Below are 20,672 nucleotides of genomic sequence, written 5' to 3'. Positions count from 1 at the left end.
ATGTCCTATTGTTGCTTAAAAGGGGGTCTATTTCCGAAAGTACTGTGACCGTTTTGCGGCAAAAAACCCACCAACAGTGACGATGACGAGGGTCACGATAGCCAAAACCCCAACCGAAGCGCCCGATTGCACGGAAATACTCACTGATCGGGAAATGGGCGTGCCGCCAGGTGATTCGAGCCACAGCAACAGATTGTGGGAGTTGTCTCCACTATCCCGTGGCCGGTCTCCCTCTGGAGCATTGGTTGCCGGAGTAGATTCTGCATCATCACCCGACTTCGGAGTGAACTGAACAGTCACCGATCCCTTGGCAGGGATGGCGGCCTCATACTTCTCCTCCATCACCGAATCTCCAGAGCCGACGCGCACGAACGCGGGAACCGGCAGTGGCAGACCATTGCGAGCCAGCACCGCAATTGGCGACAGCTGCGTTGCGCGGGTGTAGACACCGCCGGGAGCTACCAATGTCACTGAATTGCGCAGACGTCGAGTCATAACCAGTGCCTGGTCGCTGAGTTCTTCGCTCCGCCGCTGCACGTCAGTTGACTGCAGCTGATTTCGCCGGCCGAGAGTGGTAAACGAGCGCAGTAAGTCGTGCCGCAGGGGGCGGGTGAATTCATACCGCGTCAGCGCGACGTTGGGATCGTTGGACATGATTGTGGTCAGGTCCGTGATTTCGCGGGAGGCTATCCGAGCCTTCTCCACGAGCGCTTCACCCACCGGCGCGGGATCGGCGAACTCGGCAACTGGGGTAACCGAGCCCGCATCCAGGTCACGAGCTGCGGCGGTGATGGAGTCCATCAGCGGAGTCAGCTCAGCCAGGTTATCGTCCACGGCTTTCCGAACCGCGGCCATGAAATCTTCAGCGTCGCTAGCGCGTGGATCCCAACCGGACGGTGGTGCTGCCACCACAGCCGCGCGAGGGGCATCCGAATCAGTCAGTGATTGGAACAGAGTGCCAATCGCTGTCTGCATCCGTGCAGCCTCGGAGTCGATTCGGAAATCGTAGCGTCCGAGCAGATTCGAATACGCCACAGTCTGGGGAGACCGTCCTGTTACAGCCAGAGAGGCTGTCAGTGCCCCAGAGAGGGCGAAGGCGCGGCTACCGTCGGCAAGCACGCCACTGTGGCCAGGCCGTAGTGTCTGACCATCGGCGGTGATAGTGGTGTTGTCCGCGACTAATACGGTGGTGTCGTGCGCGGCTTCGCGTGGAGTGGGCGAGGGAGGCAGCGTCTCGCCGGTATCTACGCGGTCTTCGAATGCGCGCTCCGGGGTGGTTCCGTTCAGAGCTGTCGCCGCCGAGTACAGCGGGGCGCTTTCCGACGTTACGTATCCCTCGGCGGGCAAATAGATACCCGGCAGTGTCTGAACGTCCAAATGCTTGGCGATGGTCTGCCGACCAGCGGCGAGTGCCTCCATGGAAAGCTCTTGATCCGCCACGCGAGCTACGGCGCTGGCATCGGTGCCGCCCCACGGCAGTGACAGTGTGCATGTGTCCTGTGTGAGATCGTGCAGCCGATTAAGCCAGTCGGCGGCATTGTCGCTGGCGGGCATATGCGTGAGATTGGTGTCATCCGCGTTTCCCCAGGAATCCCGCAGTCGTGGAGAGGACTCCACAGGACTTGGGCGGCTGGTGCCAATCCAGTAGTCACGGGTCATCCGGGAGATTGCATCGAGGGTCTCCGGGTCGATGGCGATGCATGTCGATTCCCGCAATCTCTCCCCATCGGGGCCGGCAAAGCCTTTTTCCAACGAGGTGAGCAAACCGTCGAGGCGGCCACCGCGTTCGAGAGACTCGGCCAAAGAATTGTCGGTGAGGATGAGATTCGGCGACGAGGGTGCGTCACCGGTCTCACCGCCGACCACTGGCACTGGCTGGCTGATGGGCCAAATCAGCGAAAACGGCACTGGGTCACGGCGGGTGGGCGCATCGGAATTGTCGGTCTCATCGTTGTCGTTCTCATCACCGGCAGGCGGTTCCGGCTCATCACCTGCGGCTTGCGAATCCGTCACCGGTAGCAGTGCGCGTGTTTCCGCCAGCAGGCGGTCGATGTCATCTTCCGGTTGCCCGTTAGCATTGATGAGCAGCGGAAACGTGCCGGCTTCCGTGATGTCGAGTCCTTCTGGGGCCGGTGCGGAGATAGGAACACTTAGCGTAACCTCACGCGTCTCGCCCGCTTTCAGCTCGATGGGGGCACTGAAGGTACCAGCCACATCAAACACCGATTCAGGCTCAGCGAGAATCGTCCGCGCATCTGCAGAGGAAGCTAGTGCGCCGGCCCGCTGTGGGCGCAGCGCAACATTGCTGATATCCGCGTTGGAGGTGTTGTGCACCTGCACCTTGATGGTCAGTGTCGAATGTAGAGCCGCGACATGCGGAGCGAAGCTGGTTATCGAAAGCCGAAGGGGTCCCTGTTCACCGACTCGATTGGTACCACTGCCCCACAACTGCTCATCTTGCGCAAAAGCTGGGGGCGCAACGGTCGTCGGCAAGCACAGTACGAGCGCTGCGGTGGCGGCCGTGACTTTACGAACAACATTCCTTGGCAACTGCAACCTGAACATGCGCAATCACCTCGGCGTCTGCCGGCCTGCTCGCTTTTCCGCGCGGGCGAGATCGGGCAGCAGATTGTGCGCGCGCCGGGCCAGTTTGCGTTCGTCAGCGTAGGCCAACCGTTCCACCAGGGTATCCACAGGAACCCACATGACCTGGGTGACCTCGGGGTCTTCGTCGTTCAAATCGCCATCGACGTAGCGCAGAAGGTGATGGTGCACGGTCTTGTGAATCCGCGTGCCATCGGAGACAAACCAGTAGTCAATCACACCGAGCTCTTCGATGACCTCGCCGCGAATGCCCGTTTCTTCCCACACCTCACGTTCGGCGGTGGAATCGAAAGCTTCGCCGGGTTCGACATGGCCCTTAGGCATCGACCACAGCAGGCGCCCGCGACGATCGTGCCGACCAATCAGCGCGACATAAATCCGTGACAGGTTGACTTTGCCGCCATCGCCGACAGCCTCAGCAAGCCCCGAGACGACCAGTCCGCCCGCCGAAGTCTCAATCGAGGTCTGCATCGGCGCTGCATTTTGCGCGCGCGACGAGTGCGCACGGCGATTGTTTGTGCGCTTCGTCTGTGCGTGACGACGGCGATTGTTCCTATCCTGACCGTTCTTACGGCCACCGCGGTTGTTCGACTGCTTCGAGGGTCGTGCCGACTTCGGTGATTTGGAAGATTTCTTGGCGCCACCGGAGTTTGGCTTGGCCTTTTGGGGGCCATTGGCACCGGAGCCACTACGTTTCGCAGAATTTCCGCTGGTAGTAGCGTTGCTAGTGTTGGTGGACGAGGAAACGCCACCCCTTCTGCGCGGTCGCCGACGACGTCGACGGCTCTTCGCCGCCGAGTTGTCATTGCGTACCACGTTGTTCATTCCACTTAGACTACCGGGTTTATAGGTATAAGCGGGTATTGTGTCGGTCGTGACACAATCGACTCCTTCAACGACAAATGGTGACCAGCCCGGGGGGACTACACCTCGCGGCGCTACTCCGGCGGCTGCTGACGCGGACCCACAGGTGCGCAGGACGGCAATGCTGGCAGTGGCGGATCAGGCGATCGCCAAGGAGTCGGAGATCCTCGATTCGCTGGCAGCCGCGTTTAGTGCAGCTGGCCATCGCCTGTACCTCGTGGGCGGTTCTGTGCGCGATGCTCTCTTAGGGCGACTGGGCGTGGATCTCGATTTCACCACCGACGCGCGCCCGGAGGTGACACGCGCAATCCTCGATGACTGGGCGGACATTGTCTGGGATACCGGCATTGAATTCGGCACACTCTCCGCGGAACGGCATGGCCGTCAGGTGGAGATCACCACCTTCCGCGCGGATACGTATGACCAGGTCAGCCGGAATCCGGAGGTCACTTTCGGTGACACGTTGGAGGGCGATCTAATCCGCCGTGACTTCCGCTGTAACGCCATCGCCGTGGAGCTCCACGGTGACGGCACCCGCACCTTCCTTGACCCGCTCGGAGGTTTCGAGGATCTTGTCGCGGGTGTGTTGGATACCCCGGGTGCGCCGGAGGTCAGTTTTGGCGACGACCCCCTGCGGATGCTGCGTGCCTGCCGCTTCGCATCCCAGTTGGGGTTCGATGTGGCACCGCGTGTGCTCAAGGCGTTGAAGGAAATGTCCAGCGAAATTGACCGCATCACGGTCGAGCGCATCTCCACCGAGCTGAACAAGCTCATCCTGGGTGCGGACCCAAGCCGAGGTATCGACCTGATGGTGGAATCGGGGTTGGCCGACCGCGTGCTGCCGGAGATTTCCGACATGCGCATGACGCAGGATGAACACCGCCAGCACAAGGATGTCTACCAACACTCTCTGCAGGTCATGCGGCAAGCTATTGACCAGGAAGAACCCGGTGAACCGGACCTCGTACTGCGCTGGGCGGCACTGCTGCACGACTGCGGCAAACCCGCTACCCGTGCCTACAACGAGCAGGGAAACGTCACCTTTTACCAGCACGAAGTGGTTGGTGCGAAGCTGGTGCGGCGCCGCCTTCGGAAACTGAAGTTCCCGAAGAAGACCAACCACGAAATCTCGCAGTTGGTCTACCTGCACATGCGCTTCCACGGCTACGGCGAAGGCAAGTGGACGGACTCGGCGGTGCGACGTTATGTCAACGACGCCGGAGATCTGTTGGAACGACTCAACAAAATCGTGCGGGCCGACTGTACGACGAGAAACCGTCGTAAAGCAGCACGCCTCGCACGAGCCTGCGACAGCCTGGAAGCGCGAATCAAGGAGCTCGCCGAGCAGGAGGACCTCGCACGCGTCCGCCCCGACCTGGATGGCAACGAAATCATGGAAATTCTGGACCTGAAGCCCGGCAAAGAAGTCGGACAGGCCTGGAATTACCTGAAAGAGCTGCGATTGGAGTCCGGTCCGCTGGAGCGTGAAGATGCTATCTTGGCGCTGAAGAAATGGTGGTACGAGCAGTCCGGTGAGCAGGCTGAAAGCGAAAGTGAGAGCTAATGGCATCGATTAATCCGGAAAATCTCTACGGCGACCGGCTTTTTACCAGCCTTGAGCGCAACGACCCGGCTGCCGGGATGCTGCTGCTCGCAGCACCCGGCATGCTCTCGCCGGAGTTTTCCCGCTCGGTGATTTTCCTTATTGAGCACGATGAACACGGCACCCTTGGTGTCGATCTCACGCAGCGTTCGCAGACGCCGGTGCACAATGTGCTCGAGCCTTGGGCGCCGCTGATGGCCAAGCCGCCGGTGCTCTACGTCGGGGGTCCGGTCAACCAGACACAGCCAATCTGCATTGGTGTGGTGCGAAATGGTGCCACCCTCCCAGAGGAGACCGACAGTATTACCGGTGCCCCGCTGATGGAACGCATCGCTCACAGGTTTGCGCTGGTCAACCTCGGTGCGGAGCCGGAGGGCGTACGCGACCGCATAGATGGCGCGCGCATCTTCGCCGGTTACGCAGGCTGGGATCCGGGGCAGCTGGAAGACGAGCTCGAGCGCGGTGACTGGTACGTCGCCCCTGCCCTGCCCTCAGATGTACTCGCGCCTGCTGCCGCGGACATCTGGGGTGATTGCATGCGCCGTCAGCCCTGGCCGCTGCCACTGTATGGCACCTATCCCGTAGATGTACGTGACAACTAGATGAGTGAGCACATCAATACCGAAGGAAACAGGGCTGAAGGAAGTAGCGCCACAGGAAACAGCGACCGCAGCGACATAGCTGCCGGCATCCGGCAGACACTGCCTGTGGGCATGGGCCTCATTCCGCTGGGGCTCGCATTCGGCCTGCTTATTGCACAAACTGGCTTTAGCTGGTGGTGGGCACCCATCTTCTCCTTCGTGGTCTACGCGGGGTCGATGGAATTCCTCGCTGTTGGCCTGGTTATGGCGCATACGGGTCTGCTCGGCTGTGCTGTGACGTCCTTTATGGTCAACTTCCGCCACGTCTTCTATGGGCTGACGTTCCCACGCGACCGGATACAGTCTCGTCTCGGTCGCGCATACTCCACATACGCGCTTACCGACGAGTCGTATGCCATCGTCTCTGCGGCAAATGCGGACGAAAAGATGTCGGGCCACCGACTGCTGACGATTCAGATTCTCTGCCAGTTATTGTGGGTGGGCTCCGGTATTGTCGGGGCTCTAACCGGCGCAGCACTGCCCGAGGGTATCCGCGGTGCCGAGTTCGCACTGGTGGCGCTCTTTACGGTGCTGGCCATGGACGCGTTTGAGACTTCCAAGGATTGGTCACTGCCCCTGTCCGCTATCGTCTGCACGCTGGTGGGCTGGCTGATTAACCCGAACCAGATGCTGGTTATCGGACTGCTGATGTACTTCGGCCTGCTGCTGTTGCGCGTGTGGTCACCGCGGGTGGATCGGGTGATGCGCATGACGTCGGCAAGCAAGCCGCGTACGACGGAGGGAGAGCGAGCATGACTGCGTTGCCCGATTCCGGCTATGTGCTTGCCGCGCTCTTTGCGATGGGAGCGGTGACAGTTGCGCTGCGTGCGCTGCCGTTTGCGTTCGTGCGCACTCTGAAGGGGTCTCCCCTGTTCGAGTTCCTCGGCACGACCATGCCGGTTGGAGTCATGGTGGCGTTGGTTGCCTACACCGTCTTCGGGCGGCTAGGACTCAGCGGTGAGAGTGGCGACCCCGGCGCTGCCTGGGCCGTGCCCGTAGCACTGGTGGTCACCATTGGCCTGCACTGGTGGCGGCGTAACACCGTGATTTCGATTTTTGTAGGCACGGCGCTGTATATGGTCCTCGTGAACCTTGTCGCGTGAGGTGCGCTGTGTGGGCGCTGGGTGGGACGGTGCCAGCAGACCAGCGACTAGCGGCAGTGGCTAGAACTGCGACGGTACCTGACCAGTGAAGTCCGGTAGTCCCGGAATCTGGGGCAGCTGCGGAGTTTCCGGCAGATTCAGTAGTTCGCCGAGATTCGGGCTCTCGGGCAGGTTCGGGACGCTTGGGATGCCCGGCAGGCTCGGGCTGTCGGGCAGGCCAGGCAGCGATGGAGTGCCCAGCGTGCCGTCGAAGGCATTCTGAACATCGCTGGTGTGAGTTTCCTTCGTGCCGTAGGTGTTAGCAGCGACGCTGAAGTCAGGTCCAATGGATGCCGAGGCGTGAACGCTCTGGCGGTCATCGGACCAACCCCACTTTGTGCCAATCACACCCGGCAGCGTGGCGGTGCCGTAATCCTGACGGTAGCCATCCGCTGCCACAGGTGACGCGGTGCTCATAGCAACCAGCACCGGGTCAGAGGGGTTCTCGCGCTTCTTGGCCTCCAGGAACTTCACAGTGTCCGCGCTGGACGTAGTTGAATTTCCCCAGTGACCTGCATCGTGGGTGTTGCTGAGGCCGTATTCACGCGCAGTGGCGTTGATGGAATCCGGGTAACGGCCATAGAGCTCACTGGCGATATTGTCATCGGAGTAGCGAATCATCTCTGTGGCCTTCGCCTTGTCCGCTTCTGTGCCATGTTTGAAGACGTAGTCCGCAATGTAGAGCTTGACAATCGAAAGCCCCGGACGAGCTTCATTCTCGTTCGCCGTACCGTAGTGCGTGCCACTTGGGGTGTGGGTAAAGCTGATCTGGGTTCGCCCCGGAGCATCAATAGTGCCCTGCGGAGTCAGTTTTGGCTGCGGAGCCGCAGCGACGTTTCCAGCTGCCAGCGGAAGGCTGGTGACAGCGATGACACCGGTAAGACCCATGCGAATCGCGCGGGAAGGCCGTGGAGTAAGACGATGAGTCTTTTGCGAAACTACCCACCCACCTGCAACGACCCGAACCACAGCTATGGTTTCCGTCGGTTTCCGTTCCCGGTTCCGTCGGCAGGTGGGCCGGGGCGGTGTCGGAGGTGGGGGCACACCACGTGGTTCGTCCCCAGTCCTAGCCCCTATCCGCGAGAGGGACAGGATAACGCCACGACCGGAGACACACCCCGCCGCCAAAGTCACAAGCAAGTTTATGTTGCTGGAGGTCTACGCGACGTGCTTAGCGCATACGCTGTGACAGCCCATAGCGCGGAGCCAAAACCACCGCGCCCCTTGTTTAAGGAAGAGCCTGATTACTCGGGGATCTCGCTGAGTTGGGCCTCAATCCGATCCAACCGCTCGGTGATGTTGCGTAGATGCTCCACGATGAGTTGGTTGGAACCATCGATCGCCGTCGCCGTTTCGCGTCGTGCGCTGGTGACGGTGCGTACCACCCAGACGGTAAGAGCAACGAAGATCGCGAGTGGTAATGCGGCGGCGAGGATGACAAGAAATACGGTAGCGGTAAGTGTCACGAAGATTCCCTTTTCTGTTCTTGATTAATCAGGTGCCTAATGTGGTCTGGAGTTACTTCAAGCTGAAACGGAGCGACCCAGTAGTGCTTCCTCACTCGGCTCTCTCCGAGCTGTTCCAGGCCACTCTCGATGAGTCCAGCAGCTTCCAAGCGGTTGAGGTGCTGGTAGAGCAGTGGCCGAGACATCCCGAGTCGGCGGGCCAGCTCACTGACATGGGTCGAATCCGTCTCTAGGGAGGCGATAATTCGCAACCGAGGCTCACTTCCAAGAGCACTGAGCATCTGAGCGAGCCGTGCTGCGTCCATCATCCCTCCGTATCGTAATCGAACGATGTCAGGTGTAAGTATATGCTTACAGTCAGCGGTGCGCAAGTTCTGCCGGGTCTGGCGGAGACGCTGCCCGACTTAAGACGTGGCCGGTGTCCCATCACGTCCCCTCTTCACCCTCCCCAAGAAGAAACCCAGCCGCAGCACACACCACAGCTGGGTTCCTTCATGGCTTACAGCGTAGCCAGCAGCTACAGCCGCTCGATGTCTACATCGCCATCGAGAATCCTCGGCTCTACCTCCATGTGGATCCCGCGGTAGGGAAGTAGTGCGCGGATAATGTCGTGGGTGATGTCGATGCCTGGAGATGGTTCGTCCCGCAAAAGGTGGTACAGGCTAGGGCAGTAGTCCACGCCGGGAAACTCGTCCTTTGCTTCGGGAACGCACCCGTCCGGGTCAAAAGTCGTGCAGCGAATGATCAGGTCGTCGTGGACACTATAGGGCAGATTGATGGTGAGTCCTGGTGTGGTGGCAGACATGTCTGCAACCGTGGCCTCGTTTACAGACCGGGTAAGCGGGATTATCCCCTGCGAGGCGGGCAAACCGCCCTGGATTCGGGTGAGTCCTGTGCGGTTGCCGTAGGTGTCGGCCAAGGTGACAAACGTGACGCGCACCGGGGCGGTGGCTACGGACATGGAGTTAAACGCGGTGAGGACGTTGATTTCGCGCTCGGTGATACGCCCCTTTGGGCCGGTGAAGTCAAGGACGTGGTTGTAGAGCGCGGCGGTGGACATGGACAAGATGGTGTCGGCCACCTGTTTTCCCTGTTTCAGGGTTTCGGTGACTTGGGCGAGGTCGTCTACCTCAAGCTCGGCGGTGAAGTACTGGCAGTACAGTGGTGTGCTCATGTCGAGTGTGGACATGGTTCGTCCCCTTTCGTGTGCGGTGTGGACAGGCATTGGGCACAGCTTGCGGGGATGTAGATTTGCGTATCCGCAAACTGTCCGCGCGGTGGATCGGGATTGCGCCGCGCGGCACGGCACGGGTGCCATTGGGGAACTGGCCTAAATTGCGTATCCGCAAACTGTCCCAACGGTGCTCACGCTAGCCCATGGCGCACCGTGTTTTCGTAGCTGCGCAGGTCGTGGCCTGACTTACTAACCTCACACGGGGGCAGCAGATCTATATGTTGGGGTGCCAGTCGCGGCGAGGCACAAGACGGCACCACCGCGTGACTCGGGGTTGCGTCAGGAGGTCACCACGCCACATGAGCGGGGGTACTAGATATGGTGTGGCCACGTGAGAAAACACACCACATGCTGTGGAGGTTCGTTCCGCCGGTGCGCATAAAACCGCGCAGATACTGGCCATATAAACAAGACCTGCGCGGTCGGCGCTGTGGCACCACCTCCTTGCGAAATTGCGTATCCGCAAACCAGACTGGATAGCGCAAGATGCAGTCTGGCTCTCTGAGTTAAAGAACCCGCCTGCTGCATCTTGTACATCCCTAATCACTGCTGGGTTAAGGAGAAAGGGACATGACGAGTAACTACACCGCAGCTGACTTTGAGGCAATCATCGCCAACTACACACCACAGGCCGTACGCGAGGAGCACTGGAGCCAGGTTGCTGACTTCACCCGCGACTGCGTGCGAGCACTGGACATTACACCCGAGTCCACCAGCCGCGACACACTGCGCATGACGCTCAATGTCGTGGCCAAGCTATCCGCCTGGGTGTGGGTGAGCTACGGTGTGGTCTCCGTCGAAACCGTCTTCCACCCCGACATCATTGGAAACTACTTCCTGACCGGGGCGGGAGCGAAGTTAAGCCCGTCCACCGCAGGTACGCAGCGCTCGCTGCTGTACCGGGTGGGCGAGGCACTAAACGACGACTGGAACCCCGACTTTCAGCACCCGATTACCTATGAGCCTGCGCTTAAACCCTACGACCGCTACGCCACCGACCGTCTGTGGGATTGGGCTTTATCCCAGCCCACGGCTGCGCGCCGCCGCAACTTCCTAACCGTGCTGTCGCTGACACTGGGCGCGGGCTTGCGTGCAGGTGAAATCTGCACGCTTAAAGGCCAGGACGTGCGCGTAGACCAGGACGGCGTGTTGCTTTTCCCGCACGGCTACCGTGGGGCAGGCCCGCGCGAGGTGCCCCTGCTGAAAACACACATCGAGTCACTACAAGCCGTGATTAACTCCACCGCGCCAGACGACTACCTGTTTCGGCCCGGCCGCGATAATGAGCATGTGGGCCAGCTCTCGGCGTATTTGCGCCGGGTAACACCGAGCACGTCCCCGGAGATGGTGCCGGATACCCGCAGGCTGCGCAACACCTGGATCGTTGACCGGATTCTAGCCGGGGTGCCAGCTGATGTGCTGTGTGCGGCAGCGGGACTAAAGTCGCTGCATCAGTTCGAGGACTACGTGGTCGAGGCCGGGGCTAACCGCCGCCACGCCTACCGGATGCTGCTGGCAGGAGGCTCCGCCAATGGGCCAATTGTCGGCGGGCTGCACGTGCTGTAGCTAGCGCTGTACATGGGGTCTTTTTAAGGCCCGGCGTTTGCGGATATGCAAACCATATTTGCGGATACGCAAACCGGCTCGATTTCGACAAAACTGAACATGGGGACGAACCAGGCTTTGACCTGCGGGTTTAATGCGGGGTCTTAAAGCGAAGGTACCGCCACCAGTTTTGAGGTCGATGTGTGCTCATCTCTTGGGCCATGAGTACACAACGCCACCCGAAAAGCCACTTGACCAGCGTTGAAGACATGCAGTTTCCAACGCTGGGGCCACTAGATCCCGTATCGGTGGCTGCTATGGCGCGGCCACAAGGATTTGCCTGTGGTGATCTCGATATTGGCGATGACACGTCCCGTCGGGATCATCTCGCCGCGGATGATGCGGGTGATGGTGGAGGCCGGAACCCCGCAGGCCTCGGCCAGGTGCTTGGCACTGGGGTAGCTGCCGTCCACGGTGAGCTGTTGGACGTTGCGGGCGAAGTCCTGCAACTTCCGCATCACCGGGTCATGGGCCTCGATGTGGGCGTTGGGCCAGTCGGCGTAGCGCCTGACCGGAGCCTCAGCAGGAATGTCGGAAGCCACGAGCCACCTTTTCAGACAACAGAACTAAAGGACGAACCACTTAAGTCTAAATACAGTGAGGTCTATGCCGTGATCGACACACTGACTACACGTGGATCACTGCCCGCCACCACACCTGTGGCCGCAGGCAACCGCAAGCGCCAACTCGCTGCATATTTTTGCTACGTGCATAAGCGCTGGTACGTGGATTTAACCTTGGACAACTGCATCATGCTGCTTAAAGACGGCGGCTCCATCCACAACTACCTGCAATACCGCACGGATTTATCCACAACCAGCCTCGATGCCACCCGCCGCCTCCTTAACCGCTGCGCGCGCCACGTCATCGAGCACCACGGCGCGCTGGATTGGGTAGAAGATCTACCCGAAGTTATTCATCCTGCGGCGAGTCGAAGCGCCGCGCCTACACCTCCCACGAGCTGATCCGTATTACGGATTGGTTGCGCTCTAGACCGCGCCGCGAATCGCGGCGCGTGGCCTGGATCCTTGTGGCCTTAGGTCTGGGTGCTGGCATGACCACGGAGGAGATCTATCACTGCCGTTATGGTGACTTCACTGACTTCGGCACCGTGCTGGCAGTACATGCCCGCGGTGGGCGAGGCCTTACGTCGCGAACCATTCCGCTTTCCGCGCCTTATAGCGATGTCATGCGCCAAGTCCTGCGCGGTGTGGGCGCAGACCGTAAGCACGAACCACTGGTGAAACCAAACTCAGCACGCCGCCGCAACGATGCCACAGGCCCACACCTGATACCTGACTTTATCCACAAGACCAGCCAAAACCCGTCGAGTACCGGGCTTGCACCCAACATCAACAGGCTGCGCTATACCTGGATTGCTCATCATGCCGCCGAGCGCGTGGACTTTAACCAGCTGGTCTATGCCACCGGCACCATACAGCCCTTCCACGACACCTTCCACCGAATGATCGTCGAGGCCGGGGCACTAACTGAGGCCGAGTACTGGGTGTGGACTACAGGCAACAGGGACGAACCGGCTTACCCGCCGCTGCGGCTGGTGGAACCTACAGGGGAGGAGAGCTAAATGGCCCGCATATCGGTTACTCCCACCCCGCTGCTGCGCCTGGACGGAGCTAGTGTGTCCTGGGCACTGGGCATCATCGACCGCACCGACATCTGCTTTCACCTTGAGACGTGGCGGCGCGAGGAAGGATACGACCCGCAGAAAGGTGGACGACCAAAGACTGTCAGCGACCGCGCCATCCTTGCGCTGTATCTGATTCTGGCTCGCTCCGGGCAACCCATGCATCTGACCACCATGGTTGCCCTGCTAGCCAGTGAAGACACCACTGAAAAAGCCCTGGAACTCCTTGAGCTACCCAGCCGCGACAAGGCACGCCGCGTGGGCGACAATTACTTTGTTCAGCACGGCCTGTGGTACCACCGCCTATGGCGTGCGTTGCACAGGTTCTTAGAGCTGGTTGATCCTTTCGACAACATCCCGCACCACGCGCGGCTAACCCGTGCCGAGTTCAACCGGCTAATGGACGAACAAGACCCAAAGCGCCGCGAAGAAAAATGGCAGCGTGCCACCTATGTCTTCAACCAGCTGGTCATGGCCAGTACTAAAGACATGCCGGAGGAGTACCTAAACAACTGGCAGGGAGACCTCACCCTAGACGGCACACTGATTCCAGGGGTTCGCCGTGGAAACAACCGATGGACGAACCGGCCGGATGATCTTATGTCGTCTGAGCCGGAGGCAGGCTGGTACTCCCGCGACGAGCGGCAGGAAACCCACGGCGAGAACAAGCGAAGGAAGAACGCTAAGCACGTGTGGGGCTGGGAGGCCACCCTTGTGGCTGGAGTTATCCGAAATCAAGGCCCATATGCACAGCCTCACCTGATTATGGGCATGGCTTTTGACCGGCCCAGTCACAGTCCTGCTATCCGTGGGCTGCAAGCCATGAGGCACCTCACCGATGATCCGAGCACACCAAAAGGCGTGGTAGTTGGCGACCGTGCGTACTTCGCTGTGGCCAAAACCAAAGACTTCCACGAGCCACTACGTAAAAAGGGATACACGCTGGTTGGTGATTACAAGTCCAACCAGTTGGGCCAACGTGGCAGCTTTGAAACCATGAGCCTTGTGGAAGGCCACTGGTATTGCCCGGCCATGCCGAAGTCACTGATTGAGGCCACTGAGCAGTTTAGGGCTGGTCTTATTGATGAGGACACCTACAAGGCCCGTATTAACGAGCGCCGCGCTTATGCCATGCGTCGTAAAGGTGTTGATGATACCGGCGAGAGCCAAATGTTTATTTGTCCTGGTCGCGGTAGGGGAAAGACACTGGTATGTCCCTTGGTGCAAAAGGCCGAGAGGCAGGACGCTCGGGCTAAAGGTCTTCCTATTATCCCAACACCTAGTCTTGAAGCCCCGCGCAGCCAGATGGGCAAGTGCTGTACCAATAAGTCCTCTGTGACCATCCCTCACACAGAGGGTATTCGCTACCGCCAGACTGGCCCGGCGTACAAGACACCTGAGTGGCAGAAAATTTACGGTACCTGGCGCAATGTGATTGAAACCCGTAACGACTATGTGAAGAACAATCGTGGTGGTGCTGCTATTGGTGATCACACTAGGAGGCCTGTTCGTGGCTTTGCTGCGGCTTTCTTCTATACAGCCCTTGGTGTGGTTGCGGCCAATGCCTCCATGATCCGGCGCTTTCTTGGCCGGGTTGAGCGAGATGAAAAGACACCGCCACCAAAAGTACGAGAGCCGCATCCGCCGCGCGATCCGGAGCTTGCTAGCGCGCACCCGAACGCGCCGCCTGCGCAGCACGTGGCCTAAGACCAACTGAATACTTATCACACAGTTAGCTCGGAAAACCGATTTGAGGTTCCGGGCTATTAGTCGTTTTAGAGGGGACGAACCATGTTGTGTTTCTTATTGGTTAGCGCCTGGATCGCGGCGAAAACGACTAAACCCACCGCGAAAAGCGGTGGGTTTATCTATCGGAGGCAGTTTCGCAAACGATTGAAGGTCGTTTCACGAAACCGTCACGATGACGAGCGTGCATAACAAAAAACCAATCTACACGCGCAGGTGACCGACGCGCTGCCAAGCTGGATCGTAACCGGTATCGACGACATGCTCTCCCTCGGCCCACGTCTCCGCAACAGCTCGCAGACCCGCCTCCGCATCAGATGCCGGGTCAATAAAGAAGTGCATCAGAGCCATGCCATCGGATTGCTCAGTTGCGACAAAAATACCCTTGTCCTCAGCGATGGCTTCAGCGGCAGCGGTATTGAACTCGGAGAGGGATTCCTTCGATTCGTCCGTCGGCAAGCCCTTGTCGTCAATATTGCCGAGCATGAGCTGAATCAGCACATGCTGCGTCATAGTCGGGCTCACCAGCTGCGTAATCGGAGCGCGGGTGGCGACGACGAGTGGCTGGCCGTTGGCTTCGGCATCAATGGTGAGCCACTCCGGGCACTCTTCCGCGAGCTTCTCGACGACACCGCCCAGCTCCGGTAGCGGGATCGCACCTTCCGGCTCCTCGCCGGCGAAGGCAAAACCGCGTAGCCATAGGCCGAAGTCCTCCTCCCCCAGAGCCAGCTGCAGCAGCGTGAAACCGAGCTGAGCTACCAAGCGCTCACCGTCCTCCAACTGAGCAATTGCCGGGAACAGCGGGTGGAATAGACGAACGTCCACTGCCCCATGACCACTGCTAACAGCCACGCGGGCGTCTGCCGGATCGACCTCGGCCGGAGCATCGGCCTCGAGCGCACCCTGTGCAACCAACGTGGCCGCGACATCCCCCAGCGACAGCTTCATCGCCGGATCCGCCTGACGGAGGTCGGTGAAAGACCACACCGCGCCGTCGTCAGGCGCGGCCTCCAGCCAACGGCGAGCGACCGGACGCAGCTCCGGATCGCCGGCAGCGCTAACAGTCAGAAGGTGGCGAGAATACGGAGCGCCAGCCTCAAACCCCCAGATGAGCCGGTCATTAATAGCGGCGATGCGGCCGCCGACCTCCTTCTGGACATCAATAATGTCCACATCGGCGGCGTTCGGAGCACCATCGATACCGAGCTGGACACTAAACATCGAGTCGAGCGCATCGGCGCCAAAAGAGTTCCACCACGACCAGAACTCGTTGATTGCGGTCTCTTCTGCGGCGCGCTGTTCCGGGGAGAACGGAGCCGGATTCTCGTTAGCCATGCTGAATCTCACACTTTCGTTTGCTCGTTTAAAACCGAACCATATGTTGTGCGCCCCAGTATATGTGCCAAGCCGGATTCGCCCCTCGGGTCCATGCGCTAGACCGCGTTAAGCGGGTTGTGGCTCCGGCTCAGCTTCTGCTTCCTTGCCCCAGCGAGCGGCGTAGACCGCACAGATCATCAGCTGAATCTGGTGGAAAATCATCAGCGGCAAAATGTAGAGGCTGGCATCGGCACCAAAGATAACGGCAGCCATGGGCAGACCGGTGGCCAGGGACTTCTTCGAACCGCAGAACTGAATCGCAATGCGGTCCTTGCGGTCGAAGCCCATCTTATTTGCGATGAATCCGGACAACCGCAAAACGAATTCCACCAGCACGACCGAAAGCACACACAGGATGACAATGTCTCCTGCCGGCACCTTCGACCAGATGCCCTGCACCATGCCCTCGGAGAACGCCGCGTAAACGACCATTGCGATAGATAGGCGGTCAACGTTCTTAGTCGTCTTCGCGGCGGCAAACTTCAGGGTCCAACGGCGAGTGAGCTGGCCGATTGCGAATGGCAGCAGCAACTGCAGCGAGATATCCAAGAACACCGACGAATCCACATGAATGCCGCCGCCGGTGGCCATCAACAGCATCACCAGCACCGGTGTGACCACAATGCCCAGCAGGTTAGATGCCGAGGCACTGACGATTGCGCCGGCGACATTGCCCTTGGCGATGGAGGTGAAGTTCACACTCGACTGCACCGTCGACGGTGCCAGCGTCATGTACAAAATGCCCAGGTAGAGGCCAGGAGAAAGAATCCAATCCAGGGGTTTCATCAGCAGGCCGAGGATTGGGAACAGCACGAATGTGAAAGCCAGAATGGTTATGTGCAGCCGCCAATGCTTAACACCGGCCAACGCATCCTGCGGGCTCAGGCGCGCGCCATAGAGGAAGAACAAGAAGCCAATGGCGATCTTTGTGGCCCAGCTGAAAACCTCAGCGGTAGTGCCGCTTGCAGGAAAAATAATCGCCAGTATCGCTGCAGCAACGATACCGACGATGAGGGGATCTGGACGCCAATTCACAATTCGTTGCCACATGGACAAATAGCTTAGTGGGCAACCAGAGGTTGTCTTACTGTTTTGCAGAAGCTTTTCTCTGCAATAATTTTTTACTTCTTCTGCTCAGCTGCCTTGCGCAGCGCATCCTTGTCCACAGGCTTGAAAGTGGCATTCGCGGATGAGCCCTTGTCCGTGCACAGTCCTTCCAGACCACAGGAGCTGCAGCCACCGGAGACACCGCAGTCTGCTGCCGGGTTGTCGGAGCAGCAGGCATCATCAGCCGCAGTGTCGGTGGCATCAGTGGCGGCGGAGCCACAGCCACAGCCGCTGTCACCGTCGCCGCACCCACAACCGGAGCCGGACTCGGCGGAGACCTTGGCGTCGTAAAGCGCGATGGTGTGCGAGCCGATAGCCGCACCAATGCCGAGCATGGCGATACCGGCGAGCAGAGCGACGGCGTACCACAGCCACATCCAACCAGAGGCCTCCGGGCGGATGGCGAGGAAGCCGAGCATGGCGGCACCGAGGAAAGCGACAGCGGACACAGCCCACGGCGGGCCGGCAACGCGGTGCGTAATATCCCAGTTTTCCTGGGACTTTCGAGCCTCAGGCGCACGAATTCCGATCCAGTTATTACCCGGTAGCTTCGCCGACCATGCCAAACCAGCGACAACGGCTATGCAAACAGCCAGAACCAGGGTAATTACAGGGATGACAATCATGCTTCCAATTTATATAGGTGGTTGAGCACGTGCCAAACGCACCTATTAGACTGTGAGACCATGACCAACAGCGAAAAGTCCTCGTCCTCGGCAGAAGCCACCGACTACCGCTACTCCCCCGAGCTGGCGACTCAGCTAGAGGGAAAGTGGCAGGCGTATTGGAAAGATAACGGCACCTTCTACGCCCCCAACCCGGTGGGCGATTTGGCAGCTGCCGACGGCTCGACTCCGCCGAAGGACAAGCTTTTCGTCCAGGACATGTTCCCGTACCCGTCCGGTGTCGGTCTGCACGTAGGCCACCCGCTGGGATACATCGCCACCGACGTCTTCGCGCGCTTCCACCGCATGCAGGGCGCAAACGTGCTGCACACCCTGGGCTACGACGCCTTCGGCTTGCCGGCGGAGCAGTTCGCAATCCAGACCGGTACGCACCCGCGCGTGACGACGGAAACGAATATCGCCAACATGGAGCGACAGCTGGGCCGCCTGGGACTTGGCCATGACCGCCGCCGTGTTTTCGCGACCACTGACCAGGACTACTACAAGTGGACGCAGTGGATTTTCCTGCAGATTTACAACGCCTGGTTCGATGAGGATCAGAAGAAGGCCCGTCGCATCGATGAGCTGATTCCACTCTTGGAGTCGGGCGAGATGGCTACCAAGGACGGTCGCGTCTACGCTGAGCTCAGCGAGACCGAGCAGCGCGAAGCCGTGGATGAGTTCCGTCTGGTTTACCAGTCGAATTCGATGGTCAACTGGTGTCCGGGCCTCGGCACTGTGCTGTCCAACGAAGAAGTGACCGCCGAGGGCCGTTCGGAGCGCGGTAACTTCCCGGTGTTCCGCAAGCGGCTGGGCCAGTGGATGATGCGCATCACCGCTTACGCTGATCGCCTAGTCGACGACCTGGAGCTGCTGGACTGGCCGGACAAGGTCAAGTCCATGCAGCGCAACTGGATTGGCCGCTCCCGCGGTGCCGAGGTCGACTTCACAGCCGAGGTCGGCCCGAAGGTCTCCACCAAGATCAGGGTCTTCACCACTCGCCCGGACACTCTCTTCGGAGCCTCCTACATGGTGCTCGCTCCTGAGCACGAGCTGGTGGATCAGCTGGTCGAAGCCGGCAGCGGTTCCTACGAGGGCGTGGATGAGCGCTGGACCTTCGGCAAGGAAACCCCAGCCGAGGCCGTCGCCGCTTACCGCGCCGCAATTGCCTCCAAGTCCGACCTGGAACGCCAGGAGAACAAGGAAAAGACCGGTGTCTTCCTGGGCGCTTACGCCACCAACCCGGTGAGCGGTGAGCAGGTGCCGGTATTCATTTCCGACTACGTCCTGATTGGCTACGGCACCGGTGCCATCATGGCTGTCCCGGCCCACGATGAGCGCGACTACGAGTTCGCCACTGCCTTCGGTATGCCAATCCGCGAGGTCGTCGCAGGTGGTGACATTGCAAAGGAGGCGTACGTCGGTAACGGTACGTGCGTGAACTCCGCCAATGATTCCGGCCTGGACATCAATGGCCTGGACAAGGACACCGCCATCGCCACCGTCATTGAGTGGTTGGAGAAGGAAGGTGCTGGTCACGAGAAGGTCCAGTACAAGCTGCGCGACTGGCTGTTCGCCCGCCAGCGCTACTGGGGCGAGCCCTTCCCCATCGTCTACGACGAGGACGGTCACGCCCACGCGCTGCCCGAGTCCATGCTTCCGGTCGAGCTGCCAGAGGTCGAGGACTACAAGCCGGTCACCTTCGACCCGGACGACGCCGACACCGAGCCAAAGGCTCCACTGGACAAGGCCACTGACTGGGTCAATGTCGAGCTCGATCTCGGCGATGGCAAGAAGAAGTACCGCCGTGACACCAATGTCATGCCGAACTGGGCAGGTTCCTCCTGGTACCAGCTGCGCTACATCGACCCGAACAACGCTGAGGAGTTCGTTGACCTGGAAAACGAGCGCTACTGGACCGGCCCTCGCCCGGAGACTCACGGTAAGGACGACCCAGGCGGCGTCGACCTCTACGTCGGTGGCGTCGAGCACGCAGTGCTGCACCTGCTCTACTCCCGCTTCTGGCACAAGGTCCTCTTCGACCTCGGCTACGTGACCTCCAAGGAGCCGTACCGCCGTCTGTTCAACCAGGGCTACATCCAGGCCTACGCCTACACCGATGCCCGTGGTGTCTACCAGCCGGCGGATCAGGTTGTTGAGCGCGATGGTAAGTTCCTCATCCCAGGCGGCGCCGAAGACGGCTCTGACCTGGAAGTTTTCCAGGAGTACGGCAAGATGGGCAAGTCCCTGAAGAACGCCGTCTCCCCCGACGAGGTCTGCGACAACTACGGCGCTGACACCCTGCGCGTCTACGAGATGGCCATGGGTCCGCTGGACACCTCCCGCCCGTGGGCGACGAAGGATCTGGTCGGCTCGCAGCGCTTCCTCCAGCGCGCTTGGCGCCTGGTGGTCAATGAGGACTCCGGTGAGCTCGCCGTCACGGACGCAGCGCTTTCCGACGACGACCTCAAGGCCCTCAACCGCACCGTGGAAGGGGTTACCTCCGACTACGCAGAGCTGCGTGACAACACGGCCGTCGCAAAGCTCATTGAGTACGTCAACTACCTGACTAAGACCTACGGTTCGGCCGGTGCACCGCGCGCCGCCGTGGAGCCGCTGGCCCTCATGCTTGGTCCGGTCGCGCCGCATATCGCGGAGGAACTGTGGAGCCGCCTCGGCCACACCGAGTCCCTGGCACACGGCCCGTGGCCGGCAGTTGACGAGAAGTGGCTGGTCGACGACACCGTTGAGCTGCCAGTTCAGATTAACGGCAAGGTTCGCGCTCGCATTGACGTGGCTACCGATGCTTCCCGCGAGGACATCGAGGCCGTCGCGCGTGCCGACGAAAAGGTTGTCGCAGCTGTGGAAAACGCCGGTGGCAATATCGTGAAGGTCATTGTCGTTCCGGGCAAGATGGTCAACCTGGTTGTGAAGAAGTAACCAGGGAGGCTAATGCGTACAAGAAAGTGTCTG

19 protein-coding genes are annotated in these 20,672 nt (G+C 60.1%); 9 read left to right on the top strand and 10 right to left on the bottom strand.

The genetic code is table 11. The features are described 5' to 3' along the window. Positions 1-27: 27 nt before the first annotated feature. On the bottom strand, positions 28-2,565 hold the full coding sequence (locus tag HMPREF3135_RS08760) for a hypothetical protein (RefSeq protein WP_070439341.1): 2,538 nt from the start codon (positions 2,563-2,565) through the stop codon (positions 28-30). A gap of 6 nt (positions 2,566-2,571) precedes the next feature. Then, positions 2,572-3,429: an NUDIX hydrolase gene (locus HMPREF3135_RS08755; protein WP_172620226.1), complete on the bottom strand. Its 858-nt coding sequence runs from the start codon at positions 3,427-3,429 to the stop codon at positions 2,572-2,574. 160 nt (positions 3,430-3,589) lie between these two features. On the opposite strand from HMPREF3135_RS08755, the gene HMPREF3135_RS08750 reads away from it, so the two are divergent. From HMPREF3135_RS08750 to HMPREF3135_RS08735, 4 genes are all read left to right on the top strand, one after another. Further along, positions 3,590-5,032, top strand: a complete 1,443-nt coding sequence (locus tag HMPREF3135_RS08750; RefSeq protein ID WP_016421726.1) for a CCA tRNA nucleotidyltransferase — start codon at positions 3,590-3,592, stop codon at positions 5,030-5,032. Beyond that, positions 5,032-5,673 (top strand): YqgE/AlgH family protein, encoded by a 642-nt coding sequence (locus HMPREF3135_RS08745; protein WP_016421725.1) that lies wholly within the window; start codon positions 5,032-5,034, stop codon positions 5,671-5,673. Before HMPREF3135_RS08750 ends, HMPREF3135_RS08745 begins: the two co-directional genes overlap by 1 nt. 111 nt (positions 5,674-5,784) lie before the next feature. Then, complete coding sequence (locus tag HMPREF3135_RS08740; RefSeq protein ID WP_049193116.1) at positions 5,785-6,468, top strand: AzlC family ABC transporter permease; 684 nt, start codon at positions 5,785-5,787, stop codon at positions 6,466-6,468. Beyond that, positions 6,465-6,815 carry a branched-chain amino acid transporter permease gene (locus HMPREF3135_RS08735; protein WP_016421723.1) on the top strand — a complete coding sequence of 117 codons (351 nt, stop codon included), beginning with the start codon at positions 6,465-6,467 and terminating at the stop codon, positions 6,813-6,815. Before HMPREF3135_RS08740 ends, HMPREF3135_RS08735 begins: the two co-directional genes overlap by 4 nt. 60 nt (positions 6,816-6,875) lie before the next feature. Here HMPREF3135_RS08735 and HMPREF3135_RS11600 read toward each other — a convergent pair whose 3' ends face one another. The 4 genes from HMPREF3135_RS11600 to HMPREF3135_RS08715 all read right to left on the bottom strand — a co-directional run bounded on the left by HMPREF3135_RS11600 (position 6,876) and on the right by HMPREF3135_RS08715 (position 9,509). After that, positions 6,876-7,823, bottom strand: a complete 948-nt coding sequence (locus tag HMPREF3135_RS11600; protein ID WP_246818331.1) for a hypothetical protein — start codon at positions 7,821-7,823, stop codon at positions 6,876-6,878. 275 nt (positions 7,824-8,098) lie between these two features. Beyond that, the gene (locus HMPREF3135_RS08725) at positions 8,099-8,320 is read right to left on the bottom strand and encodes a hypothetical protein (protein WP_005323143.1); all 222 of its coding nucleotides are present in this window, start codon (positions 8,318-8,320) and stop codon (positions 8,099-8,101) included. Continuing rightward, a complete protein-coding gene (locus tag HMPREF3135_RS08720) occupies positions 8,317-8,601 on the bottom strand; it encodes an ArsR/SmtB family transcription factor (protein WP_230310978.1) in 285 nt (94 codons plus the stop codon). The genes HMPREF3135_RS08725 and HMPREF3135_RS08720 overlap by 4 nt, the downstream gene beginning before the upstream one ends. 236 nt (positions 8,602-8,837) lie before the next feature. Then, on the bottom strand, positions 8,838-9,509 hold the full coding sequence (locus HMPREF3135_RS08715) for a hypothetical protein (RefSeq protein WP_070429065.1): 672 nt from the start codon (positions 9,507-9,509) through the stop codon (positions 8,838-8,840). 615 nt (positions 9,510-10,124) lie between these two features. On the opposite strand from HMPREF3135_RS08715, the gene HMPREF3135_RS08710 reads away from it, so the two are divergent. After that, positions 10,125-11,120, top strand: coding sequence for a tyrosine-type recombinase/integrase (locus tag HMPREF3135_RS08710; RefSeq protein WP_070429064.1), 996 nt, complete (start codon positions 10,125-10,127; stop codon positions 11,118-11,120). Between the two features lie 272 nt (positions 11,121-11,392). On the opposite strand, the gene HMPREF3135_RS11220 is transcribed toward HMPREF3135_RS08710, so the two are convergent. Beyond that, a complete protein-coding gene (locus HMPREF3135_RS11220) occupies positions 11,393-11,701 on the bottom strand; it encodes a helix-turn-helix domain-containing protein (protein WP_083276301.1) in 309 nt (102 codons plus the stop codon). Between the two features lie 69 nt (positions 11,702-11,770). Here HMPREF3135_RS11220 and HMPREF3135_RS11335 point away from each other — a divergent pair, with 69 nt between their 5' ends. From HMPREF3135_RS11335 to HMPREF3135_RS08700, 3 genes are read left to right on the top strand one after another with little or no spacing between them, the layout of a single operon-like run. After that, a complete protein-coding gene (locus tag HMPREF3135_RS11335; RefSeq protein ID WP_141739589.1) occupies positions 11,771-12,124 on the top strand; it encodes a hypothetical protein in 354 nt (117 codons plus the stop codon). Positions 12,125-12,174: 50 nt separating this feature from the next. After that, positions 12,175-12,744, top strand: coding sequence for a hypothetical protein (locus tag HMPREF3135_RS11215; RefSeq protein ID WP_083276299.1), 570 nt, complete (start codon positions 12,175-12,177; stop codon positions 12,742-12,744). Continuing rightward, positions 12,745-14,511: a hypothetical protein gene (locus HMPREF3135_RS08700; RefSeq protein WP_070439187.1), complete on the top strand. Its 1,767-nt coding sequence runs from the start codon at positions 12,745-12,747 to the stop codon at positions 14,509-14,511. A 243-nt stretch (positions 14,512-14,754) separates the two neighbouring features. On the opposite strand, the gene HMPREF3135_RS08695 is transcribed toward HMPREF3135_RS08700, so the two are convergent. From HMPREF3135_RS08695 to HMPREF3135_RS08685, 3 genes are all read right to left on the bottom strand, one after another. Then, positions 14,755-15,885: a DUF695 domain-containing protein gene (locus HMPREF3135_RS08695; protein ID WP_069358893.1), complete on the bottom strand. Its 1,131-nt coding sequence runs from the start codon at positions 15,883-15,885 to the stop codon at positions 14,755-14,757. 108 nt (positions 15,886-15,993) lie between these two features. After that, the gene (locus tag HMPREF3135_RS08690; RefSeq protein ID WP_016421713.1) at positions 15,994-16,977 is read right to left on the bottom strand and encodes a bile acid:sodium symporter family protein; all 984 of its coding nucleotides are present in this window, start codon (positions 16,975-16,977) and stop codon (positions 15,994-15,996) included. A gap of 71 nt (positions 16,978-17,048) precedes the next feature. Beyond that, on the bottom strand, positions 17,049-17,660 hold the full coding sequence (locus tag HMPREF3135_RS08685) for an SdpI family protein (RefSeq protein ID WP_049170086.1): 612 nt from the start codon (positions 17,658-17,660) through the stop codon (positions 17,049-17,051). 60 nt (positions 17,661-17,720) lie between these two features. Between HMPREF3135_RS08685 and leuS the strand changes: the two genes are divergently transcribed. Next, a complete protein-coding gene (gene leuS / locus HMPREF3135_RS08680; protein WP_070439184.1) occupies positions 17,721-20,639 on the top strand; it encodes a leucine--tRNA ligase in 2,919 nt (972 codons plus the stop codon). Positions 20,640-20,672: the final 33 nt, after the last annotated feature.

Origin of the sequence: Corynebacterium sp. HMSC14H10 (assembly GCF_001807105.1) — a bacterium.
GTDB classification, from domain to species: Bacteria; Actinomycetota; Actinomycetes; order Mycobacteriales; family Mycobacteriaceae; genus Corynebacterium; species Corynebacterium jeikeium_D.
Note: the sequence above shows the minus strand (reverse complement) of the source record. Positions and strands in the feature narration are given on the sequence as shown.